We start from the raw sequence: 18653 nt of genomic DNA, 5'->3' as shown, positions 1-18653 counted from the left end.
CTGACACCTCATCTGAATGTGTAGGCTGACACATTGTGGCGAGGGAGCTTGCTCCCTCGCCACGGGTGAAATGACCGGCGCTTTATTCGCTATTGCTGCCATGAAACTTGAACAGGTCCCGGCGCTGCTTCTTGCTCGGCTTGCCGTCGGTGCTGACCCCCAGGGCGCCGGCCTTGCGTTGCGCGGCGGCGGTTTCGCGCTTGGCGATGCTGGCTTCGGTTTCGCGATACAGCGCCTGGGCTTCAGGCGCGCCGCGACGCACGATCGACAAGGCTTCGACCACCACGGTCTTTTCATCGAAGCCGGTGCGGATGACAAATTCATCGCCAACGCGTGGCTCTTTGCCCGGCTTGCAACGTTCTCCGCGGTGATGAACCTTGCCGCTTTCGATGGCGGTCTTGGCCAGCGCCCGCGTCTTGTAGAATCGCGCCGCCCACAACCATTTATCGAGACGGACCTTGTCGTCCTCTTCCTTTTTTTGTGCCACTGCCATTCCTCTTTTCTGCCAATAGCCGGAACTGTACTACCGTTTTTGTCGGGCGCACGAATCCGTGCCCGACGGATAGAATGCCCGTCAAATCGCCTCCACATGCATGGCTTGGCTCGAAATCGGTTACAAGCACAAACAAGCGCGTAGATAACTGTCGCCATTTTGTGATTATTCTGCGTGAATACCGCGATTCGCGGAGTCCACGATCCGATGTACTGATCGCAGGTTTTTTTATTGAAGACTTTTGACCATTTGACCGTTGTCGGTCTGCGCGAGTGGGTGGCGCTCCCGGATCTGGGAGTCGTGGGCCTGCGGGCAAAAATCGACACCGGCGCCAGCACCTCCAGCCTGCATGCCACCGACATCGAGCCATTCGAGCGCGATGGCGAAAAGTGGGTGCGCTTCACTGCGCACCTCGGTACGGTCGTGCAATTGCGCCATCGCCGCTGCGAAGCCCCGCTGGTGGCCCGCAAGACAATAAAAAGCTCCAACGGCCACGCCCAGGTCCGCTACGTGATCAGCACCACGTTGGCACTGGGTGATCGGATCTGGCGGGTCGAGTTCACCCTTGCTTGCCGCAAGTCCATGCGATACCGCCTGTTACTGGGCTCCAAAGCCTTGATCGACGGCCAACTGGTGGTCAATCCGGGTATCAAATACGTTCAAGACAAGCCGGCATTCCCGGTGTCCACTACCTCTGCCACAGGTGTTGCATGAAGATCGCTGTGCTGTCGCGTAATCCGCGTCTGTATTCCACTCGTCGTCTGGTTGAAGCCGGGACCGAACGAGGCCATGAAATGGTGGTGATCGATACCCTGCGCGCCTACATGAACATCGCCAGCCACAAGCCGCAGATCCATTACCGTGGCAAGCCGCTGGAAGGGTTCGATGCGGTGATCCCGCGTATCGGCGCATCGGTGACGTTCTATGGCTGCGCCGTGTTGCGTCAGTTCGAAATGATGGGGGTGTTTCCCCTCAACGAGTCGGTGGCCATCGCCCGCTCCCGGGACAAGCTGCGCTCGCTGCAGTTGCTGTCACGGCGCGGGATCGGCCTGCCGGTAACCGGTTTTGCCCACTCCCCCGACGACATTCCCGACCTGATTGCGATGGTCAACGGCGCACCGCTGGTGATCAAGGTGCTGGAAGGCACCCAGGGCATCGGCGTGGTCCTGTGTGAAACCGCGACGGCGGCGGAATCGGTGATCGAGGCGTTCATGGGCCTTAAGCAGAACATCATGGTCCAGGAGTACATCAAGGAAGCCGGTGGCGCGGACATTCGCTGCTTCGTGGTCGGCGACAAGGTGATTGCCTCGATGAAACGCCAGGCCAAGCCCGGAGAGTTCCGCTCCAACCTGCATCGCGGCGGCAGTGCCAGCCTGATAAAGATCACCCCGGAAGAACGCATGACCGCCCTGCGGGCCGCGAAAGTCATGGGCCTGGCCGTGGCGGGCGTGGACATCCTGCGCTCCAACCACGGACCGCTGGTGATGGAAGTCAACTCCTCGCCAGGCCTGGAAGGGATCGAAACCACCACGAGCAAGAACGTGGCCGGGATCATCATCGAGCATTTGGAAAAGAATGGCGGGCCGAACATGACCCGGACCAAGGGCAAGGGCTGACTCAACACAAACCCTGTGGAAGTGAGCCTTTGTGGGAGCTGAGCTTGTTCCCACAGGTTCTCTGTCTTGCTTGAGGGAGATCGCTACACCGCATCCCGAGGCAGCATCAAGCCCAACGGCAAGCGCACCCGAGCTTCCAGCCCGCCACCGACACGATTTCGCAGTTCGACGTTGCCGCCGTGCATCGAAGCGATGCGCTTGACGATGGCCAGGCCCAGCCCCGTGCCCTTCCCGCCCCGGGCGCGATCACCGCGAGTGAAGGGGTTGAAAATGGCTTCCAGCTCAGAAGGATCGATGCCGGCGCCACGGTCCATGACGCTCAGCACCACGTAAGGCGCGCTGGTGTCACCGGAGACATAGGCCGCGACTTCGACGCCGGTGCCAGCATGGTTCAGTGCATTGCCAATCAGGTTGTTCAGCAAACGCTTCATCGACACCCGGCGCAACGGGAACGGCTGGATCGGCTCCAGGCGCAGGTGCACTTTCTCATCGTTCTGGTTATAGGGCGCGGCCACCTCCCGCACCAATTCACTTAGGTCCACCTCTTCCACAGACTCGTCACGACCGTCGCGAATGAACGCCAGGAACTGGTCGAGAATCGCGTCCATGTCCTCGATGTCGCGGACCATCTCGTCGGTCAGATCGGTGTGCTCGCCCATCAACTCCAGCGACAACCGCAGCCGGGTCAGCGGCGTGCGCAGGTCATGGGAGACACCAGCGAGCATCAACTCACGCTCGCGCCCGGCCTGTTCGACATCCTCGGCCATCTGATTGAAGGCACGGTAGACCTCGGTCATCTCGCTGGGTGTATCGCTGATGGGCAGCCGCACGCTGCGCCCCTGGCCCAGTTGGCGGGCGGCGTAGACCAGGCGTTTCAACGGTTGGTTGAGCTGGCTGACGAAGATCCACGCCGACGCCGTCGACAGCAGGCCGATGGCCAGGAACCAGCCGAGCACGTTCCAGATTTTCTGGCCGCGCAGCGGATGCGGGTACAACGGCACTTTCAGCCAGCCATCCCCCAGGCTCGGGGCTCGTACCCACAGCGCCGGCGGCGAGTGCATGCGTAATCGCACCTCGGTATCGGCACCCAGTTCGGCCTGCATCTGGCGTTGATAGATCTCGCTGTAGGGCCAGTGCTGCTCGCCCTCCGGCACGCCGGCACCGACAACGCGGATCAGCGTCGCCGCCTCGGCAATTTTCGCTCGGTTGGTTTCGTCCGCCGCCCAATAGGCCCGCAGCGTCAAGGCAACGCCGTGACTGTACTGCCGATCCACGAGAACGTCTTCGTTCATCAGCAGGTACACCAGCGTCAGTGCCTTGGAGAAGAGCACGACGATCAGCACCAGCCAGAGGGTGCGGGAGAAGAAACTCTGGGGGAACCAAACGGGGGTTTTCATGAATAACCGCTACACACTTGCAGGAGCGAGCGATGCTCGCACAATGACAGACCGCGAGTCGCCTGGAAGAAGACATTTCAACCGGCCAGGCCACCCGCTCCTACAAATCGCCGATCACTTGCTGGCGGCGCCATCCGGCACGAACACGTAACCCACGCCCCAGACGGTCTGGATATACCGCGGCTTGGAAGGATCGGGTTCGATCATCCGGCGCAGACGGGAAATCTGCACGTCGATGGAGCGCTCCAGCGCATCCCATTCACGGCCACGGGCCAGGTTCATCAGTTTGTCCCGGGTCAGCGGCTGGCGGGCGTTCATCACCAGGGCCTTGAGCACCGCGAACTCGCCGGTGGTGAGCATATGGACCTCATCACCGCGCTTGAGCTCGCGAGTGGCCAGGGACAGCTCATAGTCGCCGAATGTCACGCTTTCATCTTCGCTACCCGGCGCGCCAGGTACCGGCGCCGACTGACGACGCAGCACCGCCTTGACGCGGGCCATCAGTTCGTCGGGGTTGAACGGCTTGGCCAGGTAATCGTCGGCGCCCAGTTCCAGGCCCTTGATACGGCTCAGCTCGTCGCCCTTGGCGGTGAGCATGATGATCGGGATCTGGTTGTTGGCGCCACGCAGGCGGCGGCAGGCTGTCAGGCCGTCTTCACCAGGCAGCATCAGGTCGAGCACCACCAGGTTGAAAACTTCACGGGCCAGCAGTCGATCCATTTGCTCGGTGTTCGGTACGGTGCGGGCGCGGTAGCCCTTGCTGACGAAAAAGCGTTCCAGCAAGCTGCTCAGCCCCGGATCGTCGTCAACAATAAGAATTTTTTCGCCTTCAGCAGTTTGTGCAGTGCTGCTCATAGGAAGCTCCTTTGATCTCGGCGCGCATTATGGCCTAGCTGCCGTTATACGCACCGTGTGCATTGTTAGCAGATTTTTCCTCCATCACCACAAATCCGGGTATCAAGCCTACAGACCATGTCCCCCCCTCAGGACGGAACGCTGGTTATAATGCGCGGCCTTTTGTGCCAGGGAATGCCGGATCGTGACCCGGCGTGCCATTTTTTTCCCCTTGGCCAGGCAGCACTTTTTGAATTTCGCGGGTCAACAGGCAGCCTTTTGACCCAGGCAGCGGCGCATGCCAGGCCGCTCAACCAGTCTCGCCGAGCCCTGCTTCTGCGGCGGCGAGCCTGATTTCACAATTTGTCAGGTGGTTTTATGGACAGCATCAACAGCCGCATCGCCGAGGAACTCGGTGTACGCCCACAACAGGTCGAAGCGGCCGTCGCGCTACTCGATGAAGGCTCCACGGTGCCTTTCATCGCCCGTTACCGGAAAGAAGTGACCGGCAGCCTCGATGACACCCAATTGCGGCATCTGGAAGAACGCCTGCGCTACCTGCGAGAACTCGACGAACGGCGCATCAGCATCCTGGCCAGCATCCAGGAGCAGGGCAAGCTGACCCCGCAACTTGAGCGCGACATCAAGCTGGCCGACACCAAGACCCGCCTCGAAGACTTGTACCTGCCCTACAAGCAAAAGCGCCGCACCAAGGGCCAGATCGCCCTGGAAGCCGGCCTCGGCGAGCTGGCCGACGGCCTGTTCAACGATCCGACCCTGGCCCCGGAAGCCGAAGCCGCGCGCTTCGTCGATGCCGAAAAAGGCGTGGCGGATGTAAAAGCGGCGCTGGAAGGCGCCAAGTACATCCTCATGGAGCGTTTCGCCGAAGACGCCAACCTGCTGGAAAAACTGCGTAGCTATCTCAAGCAGGAAGCTACCCTCAGCGCCCGGGTGATCGCCGGCAAGGAAGAGGAAGGCGCGAAGTTCCGCGACTACTTCGAACACGACGAACCGCTCAAGAGCATGCCGTCCCACCGCGCCCTGGCGATTTTCCGTGGTCGCAACGAAGGCATCCTCAGCTCCGCACTGAAAGTCGGTGAAGAATTGCCCGGCACCATGCACCCATGCGAAGGCATGATCGGCCAGCAGTTCGGCATCCAGAACCAGAATCGCGCCGCCGACAAATGGCTGGCCGAGGTGGTGCGCTGGACCTGGAAGGTCAAGCTCTACACCCACCTGGAAACCGACCTGCTGGGCGAGTTGCGCGATAACGCCGAGACCGAGGCAATCAACGTATTCGCCCACAACCTGCATGACCTGCTGCTGGCCGCACCGGCCGGCCCACGCGCCACCCTGGGCCTGGACCCGGGCCTGCGCACCGGTTGCAAGGTGGCCGTGGTGGATTCCACCGGCAAGCTGCTGGACCACGCCACGGTCTACCCGCACGTGCCGCACAACAAGTGGGACCAGACCCTCGCCGTGCTCGCCGCCCTGTGCGCCAAGCATTCGGTGGACCTGATCGCCATCGGCAACGGCACCGCCAGCCGCGAGACCGACAAGCTGGCTGCCGAGCTGATCAAGAAATACCCAGCCATGAAGATGACCAAGGTCATGGTTTCCGAGGCAGGCGCTTCGGTTTACTCGGCGTCGGAACTGGCCTCCAAGGAATTCCCGGACCTGGACGTGTCGATCCGAGGCGCGGTGTCCATCGCCCGTCGCCTGCAGGATCCACTGGCGGAACTGGTGAAGATCGACCCGAAATCCATCGGTGTCGGCCAGTACCAGCACGATGTTTCCCAGTTGAAACTGGCGCGCGGCCTGGACGCGGTGGTGGAGGATTGCGTGAACGCCGTGGGCGTTGACGTGAACACCGCTTCGGTGGCGCTGTTGGCACGTATCTCCGGCCTGAACGCCACCCTGGCGCAGAACATCGTCACCCACCGTGACGAACACGGCGCGTTCAAGACCCGCGCCGCGTTGAAGAAAGTCCCGCGCCTGGGTGAAAAGACCTTCGAACAGGCCGCCGGCTTCCTGCGGGTGATGAACGGCGATAACCCGCTGGACTCCTCCGCCGTCCACCCTGAAGCCTACCCGCTGGTGCAACGCATCGCCGCCCAGACCGACCGCGACATCCGTTCGCTGATCGGTGACGCCGGGTTCCTCAAGCGCCTGGATCCGAAGAAATTCACCGACGAAACCTTCGGCCTGCCCACCGTCACCGACATCCTCCAGGAACTGGAGAAACCGGGCCGCGACCCGCGCCCCGAGTTCAAGACCGCCGAGTTCCAGGACGGCGTCGAAGACCTAAAGGACCTGCAGCCGGGCATGATCCTCGAAGGCGTGGTGACCAACGTCACCAACTTCGGTGCCTTCGTCGACATCGGCGTGCACCAGGACGGTCTGGTGCATATCTCGGCCTTGTCCGAGAAGTTCATCAAGGACCCGCGCGAAGCGGTGAAAGCCGGTGATGTGGTGAAAGTGAAGGTCATGGAAGTCGACATCCCGCGCAAACGCGTCGGCCTGTCGATGCGCATGAGCGACACACCGGGCGAGAAAGTCGACGGTGCCCGTGGTGCGCGTCCCGGCTCGACGCCACGCCAGTCGCAAAACACCGCGCCACGCAAGGAAACCGCCACCGCGGCCCCGGCGAACAACGCCATGGCCTCGTTGTTCGCCAACGCCAAGCAGTTGAAGAAACGCTGATGGACGTGCCAGCCGAGTTGGTGGAGAGCGCGTTTTTCAAGCTGCTCGGCTGCCGTCTGCACAGCCTTGGGGACGGGGTGGCGCAAGTCGCCCTGAGCCTTGAGCCGCCGCTGCGCAATCGCGGCGGCAAGCTGCACGGCGGCGCGCTGTTCAGCCTGGTGGACATCGCCATGGGACTGGCCTGCTCCAGTGTCCATGGCTTTGACCAGCAGAGCGCGACCATCGAATGCAAGATCAACTACATTCGCGCAGTGTCCGACGGCGACGTGTTGTGCACCGCTCGGGTCATCCACCCCGGTCGGCGCACGCTGGTGGTCGAGGCCGAGGTGATGCAAGGCGACAAACTGGTCGCAAAAGCGCAAGGCACGTTCGCTGTCCTATAGCTCCCTGTCATCGATTTGAGTTAATTTCGACGCCATGAATGCCGCGCCGAAACCCCTTGTGGGAGCGAGCCTGCTCGCGATAGCGGTGGACCAGTCAATATAAAAGTTGACTGACAGACCGCTATCGCGAGCAGGCTCGCTCCCACAGGGGGTGTGATGATTGTCTTTGGCAGCATGAAAACCAGGCGAAAACGCCAGTTTTAACTTCACCCTTGTAGACCGTCTTGCCCACCCCCATATTGGGGCGACTGACGCGTGAAGGAATTCAACTTGAGCGACCTTTTAAACCGCCGCCTGGCCCTGCTCGGCGAGCGCGCCAACCTCTCCCTGCTCGAACAGTGCCTGCACGGCATCGAGCGTGAATGCCTGCGCGTCACCGGCGATGGGCACTTGGCGCAGACCCCGCATCCCAAGGCCCTGGGTTCGGCGTTGACCAACGAACAGATCACTACCGACTATTCCGAGTCGCTGCTGGAGTTCATCACGCCGGCCCTGGCCAACCCGGCCGATACCCTGCGCAGCCTCGACAAGATCCACCGGTTTGCCTACAGCAAACTGGGTGACGAGTACCTGTGGAGCCCTTCGATGCCGTGCCCACTGCCGGCGGAAGAGGACATCCCGATCGCGTATTACGGCACCTCGAACATCGGTCGGCTCAAGTACGTCTATCGCAAGGGGCTGGCCCTGCGCTACGGCAAGACCATGCAATGCATTGCCGGGATCCACTACAACTTTTCCCTGCCGGAAAAGCTCTGGCCCCTGCTCCGGCAGGCCGAAGGCGTCGAGGCCAGCGACCGTGATTTCCAGTCGTCGGCCTACATCGCGCTGATCCGCAATTTCCGCCGCTACAGCTGGTTGCTGATGTACCTGTTCGGTGCCTCGCCGGCCCTGGACGCCGGTTTCCTGCGCGGTCGCCCGCACCAGTTGGAACAACTGGACCCGGACACCCTGTACCTACCCTACGCCACCAGCCTGCGCATGAGCGACCTGGGTTACCAGAGCAACGCCCAGGCCGGCCTCACGCCTTGCTACAACGACCTGGCCAGCTACACCGACAGCCTGCGCAAAGCGGTGGCGACGCCTTATGCGCCGTACGTCGAGGTCGGCACTCACCAGAACGGCGAGTGGGTGCAGCTCAACACCAACATCCTGCAGATCGAAAACGAGTACTACTCCAACATCCGCCCCAAACGCGTGACCTACACCGGCGAGCGCCCGATCCAGGCCTTGATGGCCCGGGGTATCCAGTACGTCGAAGTGCGTTGCCTGGACATCAACCCGTTCCTGCCGATGGGTATCGACCTCACCGAGTCGCGGTTCCTCGATGCGTTCCTGCTGTATTGCGGTCTCAATGACAGCCCGCAGCTGGAAAACAACGAATGCGGCAACGCCACCAGCAACTTCCTGACCGTGGTCAAGGAAGGCCGCAAGCCTGGCCTGCAATTGCAGCGCCAGGGTCAATCGGTGGACATGCAGGCCTGGGCCGTCGAATTGCTGGAAAAAATCGCACCGTTGGCCTCGCTGCTCGACCAGAGTCAAGGTGGCGATGCCCACCGCCAGGCGCTGGACGCGCAATTGGCGAAAGTCCGCGACCCGTCCCTGACGCCCTCCGCCCAGGTGCTGGCCGCCATGGCCGAACATCAGGAAAGCTTTGCCCAGTTCTCCCTGCGCCAAAGCAAGGCCCACGCCGAGTTCTTCCGCGCCGAGCCTTTGCCCGCCCAGGAACAGACTGCATTCGAGGAAACCGCCCGAGAATCCCTGGTTCAGCAAACTGAGCTGGAGCAGAACGAGGTGGGGGATTTCGACGTGTTCGTGGGTTCGTATCAGGCGAGCATCCTGGCGATCAGTAACTGATCCCTCTTTGACGAGGACGCTTCGCTGGACTGCACTGTAGGAGCTGCCGAAGGCTCGGGCCGCGTTCGGACGATCTTTTGATCTTTCGCTTGGGACTCAAGCGTCTGGGGAAAGATCGCAGCCTCGCCTCGCTCGACAGCACCTACAGGCCCAGCGGGAGCAAGCTCCCTCGCCACAAAAGTTTCAAGCCGTTCTCAATAGATTTTTTCGAAAATAAGCTCATTCGAAAAAGTTATTTATTTTCCAATTCTTAGATCATTTAGTCTCCTCCAACGCCGAACATCCGGCGGCCTGTTGAGGAGCTTTCCCATGTCTTTGAGTTTCCCCCTTCGCCTTCTCGCGGCCGCTTCCCTGGCTGCAACGAGTCTTTTTGCCCAGGCGGCCGACCTGACCGTCGCTTACCAGACCACCGTCGACCCGGCCAAAGTCGCCCAGGCCGATGGTGCCTACGAAAAAGCCACCCAGGCCAAGATCGACTGGCGCAAGTTCGACAACGGCGCCGATGTCATCACCGCCATCGCCTCGGGCGACGTGCAGATCGGCTACCTCGGTTCCAGCCCGTTGACCGCGGCCATCACCCGCAAGGTCCCGGTGGAAACCTTCCTCATCGCCACCCAGATCGGCGCCGCCGAAGCCTTGGTGGTTCGTGACGGTTCGGGCATCAACTCCCCGCAAGACCTGATCGGCAAGAAAATCGCCGTGCCATTCGTGTCCACCGGGCACTACAGCCTGCTCGCCGCGTTGAAGCACTGGAATATCGACCCGTCGAAAGTCACCGTACTCAACCTGGCGCCACCGGCCATCATTGCCGCCTGGAAGCGCGGCGACATCGACGCCACCTACGTCTGGGACCCGGCCCTGGGCGTGGCCAAGGAAAACGGCAAGGTCCTGATCACCTCCGCGGAACTGGCCAAGTTCGGCGCCCCGACCTTCGACGCCTGGATAGTGCGCAAGGACTTCGCCCAGAAGCATCCTGAAATTGTCACCGCCTTCGCCAAAGTGACCCTGGATGCCTACGCCCAGTACCGCAAGGACCCACAAGCCTGGCTGGCCGATACGTCCAACGTCGACAAACTGGTGAAGCTCTCCGGCGCCAAGGCCAGCGATATCCCGCTGTTGCTGCAAGGCAATGTCTTTCCCCTCGCGGCCGATCAGGTCGTGAGCCTCGGCGCACCGACCACCCAAGCCATCACCGACACCGCAGCGTTCCTCAAGGAGCAAGGCAAGGTCGAAGCCGTGCTGCCGGACTACGCGCCTTACGTCAGCGCCAAATACATCACTCGTTGAGCAGGAAAAGGGAGACACGCGATGGCCTTGCTACAGCTGGAGCGCATCAGCGCACAGTACCCCGGCGCGGCGGAACCGGTGCTGGCGGATATTTCCCTGACCCTGGGGCCCCAGCAATTGCTGGTTGCCCTCGGCCCGTCCGGCAGTGGCAAGACATCGCTGTTGAACCTGATTGCCGGGTTCGTCGAGCCCAGCGCCGGGCAGATCACCCTTGACGGCACGCCGGTCAAGGGTCCGAGCGCCGAGCGCGGCGTGGTGTTCCAGGACGATGCACTGCTGCCTTGGCAGGACGTGCTGGCAAACGTTGGGTTCGGCCTGGAACTGGCTGGGGTCGGCAAGCAAAAGCGCGAAGCCCGGGCCCGGGAAATGCTTGCCCTGGTTGACCTGGCCGGTTTCGAGCAACGTCGTGTCTGGCAGCTTTCCGGCGGCCAGAAGCAACGCGTCGGCCTGGCCCGGGCGCTGGCGGCCGACCCACGCGTGCTGTTGATGGACGAACCTTTCGGTGCGCTGGACGCCTTCACCCGCGAGCAGATGCAGGAACTGTTGCTGCAGGTCTGGCAGCGCACCGCCAAGCCGGTGTTCCTGATCACCCATGACATTGAAGAAGCCGTGTTCCTCGCCACCGACTTGATTCTGTTGGCACCTAACCCGGGGCAGATCGTCGAGCGCCTGAGCCTGGATTTCGGCCAACGCTACGGGGCCGGGGAATCGGCGCGGTCGATCAAATCCGACCCGCGCTTTATCGAAACCCGCGAGCATGTGCTCGCCAAGGTGTTCGCCCAACGCAGCGCCACTCGACCACAGGAGCGCGCATGAGCAGCTACGAAATTCCAGCCGTCGTCAGTGAAACTACGAGCAGGCGCGCGACCAACGACTCAAGGCCCAGCCTGAGTACACGCTGGATCAGCGGCTTGACCCTGATCGCCCTGCTGGCGGTCTGGTGGGCCGTCACCGCGAGCGGCCTGATCGAACCGCTGTTCCTGCCCTCGCCGTCTGCAGTGCTGCAAAAAGGTTGGCTGCTGGCAACCAGCGGCTACATGGACTCGACCCTCTGGCAGCACCTGGCCGCCAGCCTTGAACGCATCGGCCTGGGCCTGCTGTTCGCGGTGCTGACGGCGGTGCCGGTGGGCATCGCCATTGGCGCCAACCGCATCGCTCGCGGCGTGCTCGACCCGTTGATCGAGTTCTACCGGCCGATTCCGCCGCTGGCGTACCTGCCGTTGATCGTGATCTGGTGCGGCATCGGCGAGTTGTCGAAAGTGCTGCTGATCTACCTGGCGATTTTCGCCCCGATTGCCATCGCCACCGCCACCGGTGTGCGCACTGTCGACCGGGCCAAGCTACGCGCTGCGCAATCGTTGGGCGCCACGCGGGCCCAGTTGATTCGCCACGTGATCGTGCCCAGTGCCTTGCCGGACATCCTCACCGGCATTCGCATTGGCCTGGGCGTGGGTTGGTCGACGCTGGTGGCCGCCGAGCTGATCGCCGCCACCAGCGGCCTGGGGTTCATGGTGCAGTCAGCGGCGCAGTTCCTGGTCACCGACGTGGTGGTACTGGGGATCCTGGTGATCGCACTGATCGCCTTCGCCATGGAAATGGGCCTGCGCGCCCTGCAACGCAAACTGGTGCCGTGGCACGGCCAGGCCCATTGATACCCAATGACTACGCCGACCATTCGGCGCCCAATCCGAGAACTCGACGATGAACCGCCCGACCATTACTCCCTTGAGCACAGCCCTCGGCGCGCAGATCAGTGGGATCGATATCAGCCAGCCGCTGAGCCCGGAACATCGCGAGGCCATCGAGCAGGCTTTGCTTGAACATCAGGTGTTGTTCTTTCGCGACCAGCCAATCGAACCGGAGCAACAAGCGCGTTTCGCCGCGCATTTTGGCGACCTGCACATTCACCCGATCTACCCCAACATACCGGAACAGCCGGAAGTACTGGTGCTCGACACCGCCGTCACCGATGTTCGCGACAACGCCGTGTGGCACACCGACGTGACCTTTCTCCCGACGCCGGCCATGGGCGCGGTGCTCAGCGCCAAGCTACTGCCGGCGTTTGGCGGCGACACGTTGTGGGCCAGCGGCATCGCGGCCTACGAAGCTCTGTCAGCCCCTTTGAAACGCTTGCTGGAAGGCCTGACAGCGACCCACGATTTCATCCGGTCCTTTCCATTGGAACGGTTTGGCAACACCACCGAAGACCTGGCGCGCTGGGAAGAGGCACGGCGGAAAAACCCACCGCTGTCCCATCCGGTGATCCGCACTCATCCGGTGAGCGGGCGACGGTCGCTGTTCGTCAATGAAGGCTTCACGACACGGATCAACGAGCTGTCGGAAACCGAAAGCGAGGTGATCCTGAAACTGCTCTTCGCCCACGCCACCCGCCCGGAGTTCACCCTGCGCTGGCGCTGGCAGGTCAACGATGTGGCGTTCTGGGACAACCGCGTCACCCAGCACTTTGCCGTGGATGACTACCGCCCCGCCCGCCGGGTGATGCACCGGGCGACGGTGTTGGGGGATGTGCCGTTTTTCAGGTGAGGCACCGAGTCTGAATTGCTCTTGTGGCGAGGGGATTTATCCCCTCGCCACAAGATTGTGTATTCAGCTGATCATTGCAGATCAGCCGATTCGTTACTCAGCCGACGAGGGCTTCTCCCAAAGATTGATCCCGCCCTCCAGGGCAAACCGATCGATCTGCGCCAGTTCTTCAGCACTGAAGCTCAGGTTCTTCAACGCCCCGACGTTCTCGATGATCTGCTCCGGCCGGCTGGCGCCGATCAGCGCGCTGGTCACGCGGGGATCGCGCAGGGTCCAGGCCAGGGCCATTTGCGCCAGGCTCTGGCCGCGCCGCTGGGCGATCTCATTGAGGGCGCGTACATGGGCGATGTTTTCCTCCGACAGATGCGAAGCCTGCAACGAGCCGCCGCCCGGACGGTTCACCCGCGCATCGGCCGGAATACCCTTGAGGTACTTGTCGGTCAACAAGCCCTGGGCCAGTGGCGTGAAAGCGATCACACCGGTACCCAGTTCGTCGGTGGCGTCCAGCAGGTCTTTCTCCACCCAGCGGTTGAGCAGGTTGTAGGCCGGCTGGTGAATCAGCAGCGGGACTTTCCACTCTTTGAGCAGCGCCGCCATTTCCCGGGTCTTCACCCCGGAATACGAGGAAATGCCGATGTACAACGCCTTGCCCTGCTGAACGGCAGTGGCCAGTGCGCTGGCGGTTTCTTCCAGTGGGGTGTCGGGGTCGAAGCGGTGGGAATAGAAGATATCCACATAGTCCAGCCCCAGGCGTTGCAGGCTCTGGTCGAGGCTGGCGAGCACGTATTTGCGCGAGCCACCACCCTGGCCGTATGGGCCCGGCCACATGTCCCAACCGGCCTTGCTGGAGATGATCAACTCATCGCGGTACTGCTTGAAATCTTCGCGCAGCAACCGGCCGAAATTGATCTCGGCGCTGCCGTAGGGCGGGCCGTAGTTGTTTGCCAGGTCGAAGTGGTTGATGCCCAGGTCAAACGCCGTACGCAGCAAGGCGCGCTGGGTATCGATGGGCGTACTGTCGCCAAAGTTGTGCCACAACCCCAGCGACAGCGCCGGCAGCACCAGCCCGCTGCGACCGACGCGGCGGTAGGGAATGGACTCGTAGCGGTTTTGCGCAGCGGTGTAGGTCATCGAAAGGCTCTCTGTTCGGACGCTGGTGGCAGAAGCTAACACTTCACAGACGCATCGGTCAGGCTGAAAGTTCGCATATCAGGTGTGGGAGCGGGCTTGCTCGCGAAAGCGGTGTGTCAGTCAGCACAAATTCTGAATTTGCCGACGCATTCGCGAGCAAGCCCGCTCCCACAGGGTTTGCAGTGCCAGGAAGTCGGAGACCACACTAACGCGCCTGCGCAAACACCTCCGCCACCCAATCCACGAATACACGAACCCGCGGCGACATGAGTCGGTTGTGCGGATAGAGCACCGACACCGGCATGGACGGTGGTGGGGTGGCGGTGAGGACTTCCTGCATCAGGCCCTGCCGGATCGGCTCTTCCATCCGGTAATGCGGGCATTGGATCAGGCCCAGGCCGGCGATGGCCGAGGCGGCATAGATTTCGGCGCCGGACACCGACAGCGAGCCCCCGATCGGGACCTCCTTGAGCTCGCCATCGACCATGAACTCAAACGGATACAGTTTGGCGGTGGTCCGCGAGACGTAATTCACCGCCTTGTGATGTTTCAAGTCATCGAGGCACTTCGGCTCGCCGTACTGGCGCAAGTAACCGGGGCTGGCGCAGGTGATCTGCCGAAGATTGGCGACACGCCGGCCGATCAATGATGAGTCCGCCAACTCACCGGAGCGCAGCACGCAATCGACGCCTTCGGCGATCAGATCGACGAAACGATCGGCCTCGCTGATGAACAGTTCTATTTCGGGATAGCGGGCCATGAATTGTGGCAACGCCGGAATCACGAAATACCGTGCCTGGGTGCCGTGCAAGTCCACCCTCAACTTGCCTTTGGGCGCCACGCCGCGAAACGCCAGTTCGGCTTCTTCAAGTTCCGCCAGCAATTGCACGCAGCGTGGGTAATAGGCTTCGCCATCGAGGGTCGGGCGCACCTTGCGGGTACTGCGCTCCAACAAACGAACGCCCAGCCAGGCTTCGAATTGATTGAGGGTATGGGTCAGCGTGGCCCGTGGCATGTTCAAGTCTTCAGCGGCCAGGGTGAAACTGCTTCGCTCATAGATGCGCACGAACACCTTCATCGCTTTGACTTGATCCATGTGAATCCGGTGCCTTTATTGTTAGTGATTGTTGAACAGTCAAGGCAACTTTCGGGCATTTATCGCCGAGAGTAAACATGTGAACCTGGCCTCACCCACTTCAAGAGGACTCAAGCATGCCGACTCAAACGTCCAAAGTTGCCATCATCACCGGTGCTTCCCGCGGCATCGGGGCCGAAATCGCCAAGCAACTGGCCAGCGAAGGTTTCGCCGTCGTCATCAACTACGCCAACAGCGCCAGTGAGGCGTCCAAGTTGGTGGTGCAACTGCGCCAGGCCGGCCACCAAGCCATAGCGGTGAAGGCAGACGTGTCCTCTGCCGCCGATGTCCGCAGGATGTTCGATGAAACCGAAGCGCAACTGGGCAAGGTCGATGTATTGATCAACAACGCCGGCATCCTCCAGGTGATGCCCCTGGCGCAGCACAGCGACGAGTTGTTCGACCAGACGTTCGCCATCAACACCCGTGGCACCTTCAATACCCTGCGCGAAGCCGCGACCCGTTTGAATGACGGTGGCCGGATCGTGAACTTTTCCAGCAGCACCGTGGGCCTGAACCTGCCGGGCTACTCGGTGTACATCGCCAGCAAGGCCGCAGTGGAATCCCTGACCCAGGTGTTCGCCAAGGAACTGCGCGGTCGGCAGATCACGGTCAATGCCGTGGCCCCCGGCCCAGTCGCCACCGAACTGTTCATGCACGGCAAAAGTGAGGAACAGGTGCAGCACTACGCCAAGATGCCGCCCCTGGAACGCCTCGGCCAGCCGCAAGACATTGCCAGCATCATCGCGTTCCTGGTGAGCCCGGCCGCTGGCTGGGTGAACGGGCAGATCCTGCGAGCCAATGGCGGACTAGTCTGAGGCTTTTTCCTGCATCGCCAGCTAAACCGCCATCGCGAGCAAGCTCGCTCCCACAGGGGTCAAGTGATTCCCTTGTGGGAGCGAGCTTGCTCGCGATGAGGTCGGTGCAGATGAGTCAGCGCACCAAATGCAGGAACTGCAGGTGCCGCTCGTACTGGTCGAGGATGTCGTTGATGACTTGCTCCTTGGTGTAGCCCACCAGGTCGTAATCCTGGCTGCCTTCGCTCAGGTGCACCTCGGCACGGTAGTAACGACGGTTGTTGAGTTCCTTGGAGCCCATGCCGCCGCGGGCGAAGGACGGCGTGAAGTAGCCGCGCATCTGCACCTGGTAGATGAACGGATGCTGCTCACCGTGACCGATCTCCAGGCTGACGTTGTCATTGGCCGGATCGGGCTGGGCCACCACTGTCAGGCCCTTCTCGACGAACACCGCGGTCACTTCTTCAATGGCCGGGCGCACTGTGGTGTCGAGGAAACGGTACACCTCATCACGGGACGGAAAATGCACCGCCTGGCTCAAGCGCTGGCGCCAGCCGCCCGTGCCCCGACGTGAACCCGACACCGGCGCCAGGGAGTGCAATTGCGCGATCTGCTTCTGCGACTCCAGGTAGAACGCCTTGTGCAGGCCCCACATCATCAGCAGCAGAATCAACGAGAACGGCAAGGACGTCAGCACCACCGCTGACTTCAAGGCATCGATGCTGCCGGAGAACAGCAACGCGCTAGTCACCAGGGCGGTCATCGCGCCCCAGAACACCCGCAGCCATTTCGGCCCGTCCTCGTCGGGGTTGCCGCCCTTGGCCGACAACGTCGACAGCACCACGGTGCCTGAGTCGGCGGAGGTGACGAAGAACACGAAACTGATGAACACGGTGACCGCGATGACGGTCTTGCTCCAGGGGTAGGTTTCCAGCAGCAGGTAAAGGCTCATCGATGGGTTTTCCAAGGCGGACATGCCCAGGGCACTCATGCCGTGGTTCAGCACTTGGTCGATGGCGCTGTTGCCGAAGATCGACATCCACGCCAGGGTGAAACCCAGGGGAATCAGCAGCACGCCAAACACGAATTCGCGGATGGTGCGGCCACGGGAAATCCGTGCGATGAACAGCCCCACGAACGGCGACCACGCGATCCACCAGGCCCAGTAGAACACCGTCCAGCCGCCCAGCCAGTCGCTAGGTTCGTTGTAGGCGTACAGGTCGAAGCTCTTCATCGGCAGAGCGCCGAGGTAATCGCCGATGTTCTGGATCAAGGTGTTGAGCAAATGCTGGGTGGGTCCGGCGAACAGCACGAACAGCAACAACGCGCAGGCCAGGAGCATGTTGATGTCGGACATGACCCGCACGCCCTTGTCGACACCGGCCACCGCGACAATGATCGCCGCGCCCATCATCAGCACGATCAGGCCAACCTGAATCCACTGGGTGTGGGCGATGCCGAACAGGTAGTCGAGCCCGGAATTGAGGTGCAGCACACCAAAGCCCATGTCGGCGCCGAGGCCGAACACCGTGGCGATAATACCGAAGCCGTCCACGGCGTAGCCGATGGGGCCGTTGATGCGCTTGCCGATCAGCGGGTACAACGCCGAACGCAGGGCCAGGGGCAAATTGTGCCGGTAGGCGAAGTACGCCAGGGCCATGCCGACGAATGCGAAAACGCCCCAACCGTGCAGCCCCCAGTGCAAGAACAGGATCTGCATGGCCTGGCGCGCAGCTTCGGCGGTACCGGCCTCGCCCTGGGGCGGCTGGACCATGTGAGTCAGCGGCTCGGACACGCAGAAGAAAAACAGCGTGATGCTGATGCCGGCGGCGAACAGCATGCCGGCCCAGGACAGATAACTGAATTCGGGCTCGTCGTGGTCGGCACCGAGCTTGATCTTGCCGTAGCCGGACAAGGCGGTGACCACCACGAAGACCAGATACAGCGTCATCGCCAGCATGTAGTACCAGCCTACCGTATTGGCCGCCCAGTTCTGCGCGGCCAGCAACCAGGCACCGGCCTGCGCGGGCATGGCAATCACCACCAGGCCGAACAGCAGGATAAAGGTCGCGGCGAAGTAAAAGACCGGCGGGTTCATGCGGACCAGGCCGCTGGGTGGAAGGGACGAGGCACTCATGAAACAAGCACCTCGGGAAAAAGAATCGGGGTGGTCGAAAACGGACTCGGCAAAGGCAAGCCTCCTGTTGTGAGCGGGCAGCAAACCGACGGTTTAACTTGAATGAACGTTCAAGTTAAACATAAATAGCTAGCTAAGGACTAATCGCAGGGCTCGACGGCACGCTTCCTACACTAGCCTACGAGAGGGTATGACGTTGCCAGTAGAGCATTCGTTCACTGGCGCCAAGCCCCTGTGGGAGCGAGCTTGCTTGCGATAGCGCTGTAGCAGTCAATGAAGATGTTGAATGTCAGGCCGCCATCGCGAGCAAGCTCGTTCCCACATGCCGGTTGCCCATGAATA

At 61.8% G+C, this 18653-nt stretch carries 16 protein-coding genes; 10 read left to right on the top strand and 6 right to left on the bottom strand.

All coding sequences use genetic code 11. The features are described 5' to 3' along the window. Positions 1–82 precede the first annotated feature (82 nt). Entirely contained in the window at positions 83–487 is a 405-nt protein-coding gene (locus KI235_RS01550; RefSeq protein ID WP_003196700.1) for a S4 domain-containing protein, read from the bottom strand. Positions 488–742: 255 nt separating this feature from the next. Between KI235_RS01550 and KI235_RS01545 the strand changes: the two genes are divergently transcribed. Next, positions 743–1207 carry an ATP-dependent zinc protease gene (locus KI235_RS01545; protein ID WP_170845936.1) on the top strand — a complete coding sequence of 155 codons (465 nt, stop codon included), beginning with the start codon at positions 743–745 and terminating at the stop codon, positions 1205–1207. Further along, positions 1204–2109, top strand: a complete 906-nt coding sequence (gene rimK / locus KI235_RS01540) for a 30S ribosomal protein S6--L-glutamate ligase (RefSeq protein ID WP_003196697.1) — start codon at positions 1204–1206, stop codon at positions 2107–2109. Before KI235_RS01545 ends, rimK begins: the two co-directional genes overlap by 4 nt. A gap of 83 nt (positions 2110–2192) precedes the next feature. Here the strand turns inward: rimK and KI235_RS01535 are convergent, their stop codons facing one another. Together KI235_RS01535 and ompR are read right to left on the bottom strand one after the other, a co-directional pair. Next, positions 2193–3506, bottom strand: coding sequence for an ATP-binding protein (locus tag KI235_RS01535; RefSeq protein WP_003196694.1), 1314 nt, complete (start codon positions 3504–3506; stop codon positions 2193–2195). Between the two features lie 114 nt (positions 3507–3620). Then, positions 3621–4361 (bottom strand): two-component system response regulator OmpR, encoded by a 741-nt coding sequence (gene ompR / locus KI235_RS01530; protein WP_003196691.1) that lies wholly within the window; start codon positions 4359–4361, stop codon positions 3621–3623. 357 nt (positions 4362–4718) lie between these two features. Here ompR and KI235_RS01525 point away from each other — a divergent pair, with 357 nt between their 5' ends. The 7 genes from KI235_RS01525 to tauD all read left to right on the top strand — a co-directional run bounded on the left by KI235_RS01525 (position 4719) and on the right by tauD (position 13111). After that, positions 4719–7043 carry a Tex family protein gene (locus KI235_RS01525; protein WP_003196689.1) on the top strand — a complete coding sequence of 775 codons (2325 nt, stop codon included), beginning with the start codon at positions 4719–4721 and terminating at the stop codon, positions 7041–7043. Then, the gene (locus KI235_RS01520; protein ID WP_003196688.1) at positions 7043–7426 is read left to right on the top strand and encodes a PaaI family thioesterase; all 384 of its coding nucleotides are present in this window, start codon (positions 7043–7045) and stop codon (positions 7424–7426) included. Before KI235_RS01525 ends, KI235_RS01520 begins: the two co-directional genes overlap by 1 nt. A gap of 270 nt (positions 7427–7696) precedes the next feature. Beyond that, positions 7697–9280: a glutamate--cysteine ligase gene (gene gshA, locus KI235_RS01515; protein ID WP_027911794.1), complete on the top strand. Its 1584-nt coding sequence runs from the start codon at positions 7697–7699 to the stop codon at positions 9278–9280. Between the two features lie 309 nt (positions 9281–9589). Then, entirely contained in the window at positions 9590–10567 is a 978-nt protein-coding gene (gene tauA / locus KI235_RS01510; protein WP_003196684.1) for a taurine ABC transporter substrate-binding protein, read from the top strand. A 21-nt stretch (positions 10568–10588) separates the two neighbouring features. Further along, a complete protein-coding gene (gene tauB, locus KI235_RS01505) occupies positions 10589–11383 on the top strand; it encodes a taurine ABC transporter ATP-binding subunit (RefSeq protein ID WP_003196681.1) in 795 nt (264 codons plus the stop codon). Next, positions 11380–12219, top strand: coding sequence for a taurine ABC transporter permease TauC (gene tauC, locus KI235_RS01500; protein ID WP_003196679.1), 840 nt, complete (start codon positions 11380–11382; stop codon positions 12217–12219). The genes tauB and tauC overlap by 4 nt, the downstream gene beginning before the upstream one ends. Before the next feature lie 49 nt (positions 12220–12268). Next, positions 12269–13111 carry a taurine dioxygenase gene (gene tauD, locus KI235_RS01495; RefSeq protein ID WP_013692040.1) on the top strand — a complete coding sequence of 281 codons (843 nt, stop codon included), beginning with the start codon at positions 12269–12271 and terminating at the stop codon, positions 13109–13111. Positions 13112–13204: 93 nt separating this feature from the next. Here the strand turns inward: tauD and mgrA are convergent, their stop codons facing one another. Beyond that, entirely contained in the window at positions 13205–14242 is a 1038-nt protein-coding gene (gene mgrA, locus KI235_RS01490) for an L-glyceraldehyde 3-phosphate reductase (RefSeq protein ID WP_003196675.1), read from the bottom strand. A gap of 205 nt (positions 14243–14447) precedes the next feature. Continuing rightward, positions 14448–15338, bottom strand: coding sequence for a LysR family transcriptional regulator (locus tag KI235_RS01485; protein WP_003196673.1), 891 nt, complete (start codon positions 15336–15338; stop codon positions 14448–14450). Between the two features lie 116 nt (positions 15339–15454). Here KI235_RS01485 and KI235_RS01480 point away from each other — a divergent pair, with 116 nt between their 5' ends. Beyond that, positions 15455–16195: an SDR family oxidoreductase gene (locus tag KI235_RS01480; protein ID WP_003196671.1), complete on the top strand. Its 741-nt coding sequence runs from the start codon at positions 15455–15457 to the stop codon at positions 16193–16195. Positions 16196–16310: 115 nt separating this feature from the next. On the opposite strand, the gene betT is transcribed toward KI235_RS01480, so the two are convergent. Continuing rightward, on the bottom strand, positions 16311–18272 hold the full coding sequence (betT, locus tag KI235_RS01475) for a choline transporter BetT (protein WP_167331293.1): 1962 nt from the start codon (positions 18270–18272) through the stop codon (positions 16311–16313). Positions 18273–18653: the final 381 nt, after the last annotated feature.

Source organism: Pseudomonas sp. St386, from assembly GCF_018325865.1.
GTDB lineage: Bacteria > Pseudomonadota > Gammaproteobacteria > Pseudomonadales > Pseudomonadaceae > Aquipseudomonas > Aquipseudomonas brassicacearum.
This window is presented reverse-complemented; position numbering and strand designations above follow the sequence as displayed.